Below are 6107 nucleotides of genomic sequence, written 5' to 3'. Positions count from 1 at the left end.
CAGATAGTCCAGCGTAAGGGTCTGGCCTTCCGGCAGGATTTTGCGCGTCAGGTTGCCCCAGTCATCGTATTCATAACGGGTGATGTGGCCGCACGGGGTTTCCTCCTGCGTGACCAGTTGCTCGGCATTGTGGTGCCAGGTGGTAACATGCCCGTCCGGGTCGATAACCCGGGTCATCCCCGGCGCATACTCAAATCGCCCCGGATAATAACCGCCGCTGCCCACGGTATAGGTACAACGCCCCTGCGCATCATAGCGGTACTCCACGGCGGTCTGGTCACCGTCCGACCAGCGGCTGATCAGCCCCTGGTCATTGTATTCATAAAACAGGTGAAAATGCTGGGTGCTGTCAGCGTCCGCCAGCCAGCCGTTGTCGTGATAGCCGTAGCGTGCCATCACTTCATCCTGTTCGTTATCACGGCGGCGTATTTCTTCCAGCTTACCATCTTCACGGTACAGCAGCGCCAGGGCCGGGCCGTCACTGTGAGTGACGCCGGCCAAGCGATGTTCGTCACTGTAGTGGAACTGGATCCGGTTGCCGTACACATCCTTCAGGGCACCCAGTTGCCATTGCAGCCCGCCATCTTCGGCCGGTACCGGCACGGTGAAATGCTGGCTGACCGGATTGTTACGCTCCTGCAAACAAAAGCCTGTCCCGTCCCGGCTCAGCGTGAAGTTCGGGTGTTCCGGGTTTCGGCTGCGCTGCTCATGCGGCATCAGAATAAAGTAAAGGCATGCGCCTTCGGTAGTACGGATGGCGATTTGGTCGCCATTGATCACCGCACTGCCCGAAAAGGTGTCGGTCCAGTTTTCACCCAACAGCCCCCGTTCGCCCGGTGACCAGCTGCGCATAAAGGTGAGGGGAATGGTCTGTCCCAGTTCGATATCAATGCGCTGGTCAAACAACATGCCGGTTGTCACGTCGATAGGGTCTTTACAGAAGAAACGTTTGGAGGCCTCCTGGTAACGTTTTGCCCCCTGTGTTTCAAGGTAGCCGCGTCTCGCACTCTGACAGCGTTCGGATAAATCTTTTTTGACTGCCTTGCCGGCTGTATTGGCCCCTTTTTGGGCGCCGTTCAGCACCCTGGCGGCACCGCCTTTCATACCACGCCCGGCATTGCTGATGCGCTTTCCCGCCTGACTGACACGATTTTTGGCGTTTGCTGCCACCTGTTTCACATGGTTTTTGGCCGCGCTGGCGGCCACTTTTGCCCCCGCCCTGGCGCCTTTTGCCGCACTTTGGGCCGCCCATTTCGGGTTTTTGGCCGCTTTTTGTGCCCATTTTTTGGCGTTCTGCGCCGCCATCTTCGCGCCCGTGAGCACCGCCTTCGCATCCCGGATATTGGATTTGGCCTCTTTCACCGCCAGCCTCAACAGGGCTTTTCGCCCGCCCTTGGTCAGGAGCTTGAGGCCGACTTTCATCAGTCCCCGCTGGGGGGGCACCAAAAATTCTACCGCCACCAGCAGCGCCCGCTGCCAGGGCGAGAATTCTTCGGCAATGTCCATGTAGGTGCCCTGCCCGGAGCCGATAAGGACGGTACTCGCCCCGCCCTTGATGGTCGCCCCGCACACCAGTTTGTCCCCCTCCCGCGCGGCCGCCTGGCTATTGATAAACACGGTTTCGCTGCCTTGCGCAATCAGCGACCCGGGGTGTTTACTGCATCCCGATGTATCGACTTCGGCGCGGGCCGCCTCTTTCCCCTCGATTTTGACGTTTTTCGACCCGGACGTCAGCGCCCCGTCCGGTGAGCACACACTGTCACACATTCGCGTCACGGCGGCACTGGCATTGGCGATAGTGCCGGCCATTTTGCTCACGATATAACCACCAACGAGCAGCCCCCCGATCGGGCCCAACAGGAGACCGACCGCCCCGATAACCGCCGCCGCAATCAGGGCACCGGCGACTACCCCCGCCAGCGCGGCCAGAAAGCTGCTGTGCTGGATAGGGTCATCGACCCGGGCCGCTTTCGGCCCGTTGCCCCCCTTGGCTGACGCGGTACCGGCTCGAACGGCGGCCATTCGGGCGGCGCGTACAGCCGCCCCTTCCAATAATCCCATGGCTGGCCTCCTGTCAGGCAGCGTTAAAACTGCTCACCACACGCAGCAGAACATTGCGCCGGCTGTCGTTAAACGGCTGTGTTGAGGTCAGGTTAAAAGCCAACAGTTGATCACCCCTGATTTGTAACACCACGATCTGGTGCATCTCACCCTCCGGGCTCTGCCAGTGGTAATCCAGCCGCCATGCCAGCTCGCCGCTCAGTTCCATCTGCGACCGTCCCTGCTCCTGATACCCCGGCAGGTGGGTGACGAACTGGCTCAGCGTCTCTTCGTAAAAGCTGGCGTGGTCGGTCCCCACCGGCACCGGCGTGCGGTTAATCACCAGATTCGCCCCGCTCTCGTCGGGCAGGACAAACACGTGCATCGATTCGTCGCGCCAGTCGGCCGGGATTGTCAGGGTGCCTTCTTTCATTGGGTAAGTTTGTGCGCTCATGGCGTTTCCTTTTTCTCTTTGTTTATTTGTCAGTGAAATGGCGGGGTCAGTCCGCCGTTAATTCAGGGTGATCAGCGTGCCGTTGATAAACACCCCTTCGGCGTTCATCAAAATCGTGTTGTCGTTAAAGGCCAGCGCGATCCCTTCGGTGTCCAGCTGGATTTGGCTGTTCCCCACCATCAGGCTGATCGCATTGGCCGCTTTATAAAACTGGGTGCCCGGCTCTTCCCCTTTCTCCCCCTCCGTCACGACAACGACCGAACTGGCGGCCGTACTGCGGGTCTGGCAGATTTCTTCCGACAGGTTGCCTTGTGCCACTGTTTTTTGTTCATCCCCCGTCTGGATGGTCAGCGTCCGGTTCCCCTTTTCCACCACCAAACTCTGGTTGTCTTTCACCGTGGTGTGCATGTCCTTCTGCGCATGCAGCGACAGCCGTTCACTGCCTTTCGCATCCTCAAACAGCAGCTCGTTGTACCCTTCCCCTTTGTGGGTCTTGGAGCGGAAGGCCATCTGGGTTTTGCTGCCCGGCAGCCCGCCCGGCGGGATGTTGCTGGCGTGATAGGTGCGCCCGGTGACGATCGGCTGGTCCGGGTCGCCGTGCAGGAAGTCCACCACCACTTCCTGGCCGATACGGGGGATGGCCAGCATGCCCCAGCCCTGTCCGGCCCACGGCTGGGTGACGCGTATCCAGCAGGAGCTGTGGTCATCACTGTTGCCGTAACGGTCCCACGGAAACTGGAGGCGGATGCGCCCGTACTGGTCACAGAAGATTTCTTCCCCCGCCGGGCCCACGACTTTGGCGATTTGCGGGCCGTCAACCACCGGTTTCGGCAACGGGGCCGGGCGCCAGCTCTGGTTATGGCGGATAAAGCTGAAATGGCTGTGCAGGGTGGTGCCGCTGTCACCGGTGGCGGTTTCCCGGGCCTGCGGCTGGCTGCCGGAGTGGCTGGCCCCCACAACCTGCCACGGCTGGTTGAGGTCAGGGCGCGGGTGGTTGGTCAGGGTGAACAGCCGGCCCGGCTGGACCGCGATGGCGTGTCCGCTGCCCTGCCCCATTACGGCGTCGTTGCGCAGCGCTTCAAGGCGGTAGCGGGTGAAGGCTGCGCCGTGCGCTTCGTCCTTAAAGCGGCCCGGGTAGTCGTAATGCTCGTAATACATCTCCTGCAGGGTTTCTTCCTTCATCTGCGCCCGGAACTCGGCCCCCCAGGCCGGGTTTTTGAAGGTGTAGTCTTTGAGTTCAACCTGGGCCGGGCGCACCTGTGCGCTGTAGGTCAGGCTGCTCACGGAAGGCTCGCCCAGGGTGCTGCCTTCGCCGGGCTGATAAGGGATGACGATGCCCGGCGGGACGGAGCCGGCATCGTCGGCAAACACCAGGGTGTTACGGCCGTTACCGCATTCAAAGAAGTAGAAGATGCCCTCTTCCGCCGTCAGGCGTTGCAGGAAAACAAAGTCACTTTCCTGATACTGCACGCAGAATTCCCGCTCGGGATGCGGATGGCGCAGGCTGAACACCACGTCGCGGATGCCGTGCTCTTTCAGGAGGGTGGTGACGATGGTGGCAATGTCCTGCTGCTGGAAGATGCGCGAGTTCTGGCGCAGGGTCGTGCGCCACAGGTCAGGGCGAATGGTCATCTGGTAGGTGGTCTGGTGCAACCCGGTGTTACCCTGCTCAAAGCGGGCCACCATTCCCGTGATGCTGCGCTGTTCAACGCCCTCCTGCAGGATGGTCAGGGTCGCGGCGCGGTCAAGGACGGCCGGAAAGTCAATGGCCGGGTCGGCACTCGCCAGCCCGACATTCAGGTGGAACGGCTGGGAAAAGCCTTCCGTCAGGTCGAAGTCGGTGACGACAAAGGTCTGCGGCGGCAGCCCCGCCGCCGCCTAACATGGCACCGGCTTTTTGCAGGGCTTTGGTTGCGGCGTTCTGGCCGCTGGCGGCCCTGGCCGCTGGCGGCCCGTGCCGCCAAGCCCTGGCCGCCCGCCGCACTCTGAGCGCCGCTGACAAAGCCGTCGGTGCTGCCGGCAATGCCGCCTCCGGCACGGCCGCCGCTTAAGCCCCCCGGCATCCCCGCCACCTGCTGCACCATTTGGGCGGCCTGCTGCCCCTGCCGGACAAGGGCCTGCCCTTTCTGAAGTTTCGCAATGCGCTTTTTCATCGACATACTGTGTCTCCCTGATTAATGCCCGCCGTCAGTGCTGACGGCCTGTTCATGGCGTTGGGTACTGCTTTCGCTATTTTTTTCAATCTTGTTATCGGTGCGGCTTTCCCGCGGGTCTGTCGCCTGACGCAGCCGGTCATAGCGGCCGAGCAGGGCGTTAAAGCGCTCATCGATGCCTTTCAGCAGCACCGGCGGGGCGGACTCGCCTTTCGCCGCGTAGACGCTCAACTGACGCAGCAGCTCTTCCAGCGGGATGTCACTGCCGTGGCTGCGCTGAATGTCATAGATGGCGGTTTTCAGGTAGGACAGCGTGAAGCTGCCGCGGGTCCGCTCCTGCAACAGGATTTTGTCCGCCAGTTGCTGAAGCTGGTCGCGGGTGGTGTTCCAGCTTCCTTTCAGGGGCACGCTGTCAATACGGGCAGCCATCGCCTGTTCCCACTGGCGGGTGATGTGCCGCTGGCTCGGCGACGCGGGCCAATGTTGTTCAGCCGTGCCTTTCAAGGTGCGGGCAGCTTCCCATGTTGCCAGCGGGGGTGTTTCCGCCAGCCTATCCAGCTGGTTCTGATAATTTTCCAGTTCGGGCCGATACAACCAGGCCAGCCGGGCCCCTGTGGGTTGGGCCGTGATGGCGTTGAGTTGTTGTTGCAGCGGTTTGTAGAACAGCAGCCAGCTGCCCACCAAAACCAGCAACCCCAACAAAGCCCCGAGGCCAAACCCTTGCCATGCATTTAAACCTTTCGGCGGTTGTTCAGGAAATTGGACGTGAACCCGCTGTGGGTGCCCGGCCGCTGGCGGGCTGTCAGTGCGCGGCGGTGGCGGCGGTGGCGGCGCAGTTTCCTGTTCCGCTTCCGATTGTTGGGACAGATAGACTAAAGGCGGCATCTGTACCGGCTGTGACGCCGGTTTGGCGACTTGCCGGGGTTTTTCCAGCTTCTTCGCTGAGTTCTGGAAGAACCACAACAAGTTCTCAACACGCGGCAGGCGTTTCAGGTCGGATTGCTGTAACCGGTCGATAATCAGCTGGAGTGCCCGTTCAGCGCGGTAAATCATCCGCAGGTCACCGGCGGCAAAATCCAGCTGACGTAACACACTGCCGGTACGGGTGTGGAACCACTCCAGCAAGTCAGTCCGTACCTGCGGCTGAGGCGGCCACAGCGTGTCCCATTCGCTGACGATAACCCCGGCCAGCAGTTCACAGCCTTCAGTGAAACCCGCCAGCCCGTTCAGTTGCATCCGCGCCAGGGTGTAGTAAATCGCCGTCTGCAAATCGACGCCGTTGGTTTTGAATATCGTCAGGGACAGGGATTCCACCAGCGGCCAGTTGACTTCCGGTTGCGCCGGATGGCTGGTTTTGTTGATTTCATCGCGGATAACGGCAAATTCCGGCAGGTTCAGCGGACTGCCGCCCGCCCGGATGATGAGATTTTCAGGGTGCCCGCTCATATTCTCGCTTTTCT

The 6107-nt window shown here is 61.1% G+C and carries 3 protein-coding genes and 1 pseudogene; all 4 read right to left on the bottom strand.

The features are described from left to right. On the bottom strand, nucleotides 1-2061 hold a 2061-nt coding region (locus AAC854_RS06400; RefSeq protein ID WP_340616372.1), incomplete at its 3' end, for a PAAR domain-containing protein. A gap of 13 nt (nucleotides 2062-2074) precedes the next feature. Continuing rightward, nucleotides 2075-2494: a DUF1795 domain-containing protein gene (locus tag AAC854_RS06395; protein WP_273547050.1), complete on the bottom strand. Its 420-nt coding sequence runs from the start codon at nucleotides 2492-2494 to the stop codon at nucleotides 2075-2077. Between the two features lie 57 nt (nucleotides 2495-2551). Continuing rightward, nucleotides 2552-4369 (bottom strand): annotated as a pseudogene (locus AAC854_RS06390) (type VI secretion system Vgr family protein); the annotation flags it as partial. Between the two features lie 299 nt (nucleotides 4370-4668). Further along, entirely contained in the window at nucleotides 4669-6093 is a 1425-nt protein-coding gene (locus tag AAC854_RS06385) for a VasL domain-containing protein (protein ID WP_340616371.1), read from the bottom strand. Nucleotides 6094-6107: the final 14 nt, after the last annotated feature.

The sequence above is a fragment of the Xenorhabdus entomophaga genome, assembly GCF_037996725.1.
Classification (GTDB): Bacteria; Pseudomonadota; Gammaproteobacteria; order Enterobacterales; family Enterobacteriaceae; genus Xenorhabdus; species Xenorhabdus khoisanae.
This window is presented reverse-complemented; position numbering and strand designations above follow the sequence as displayed.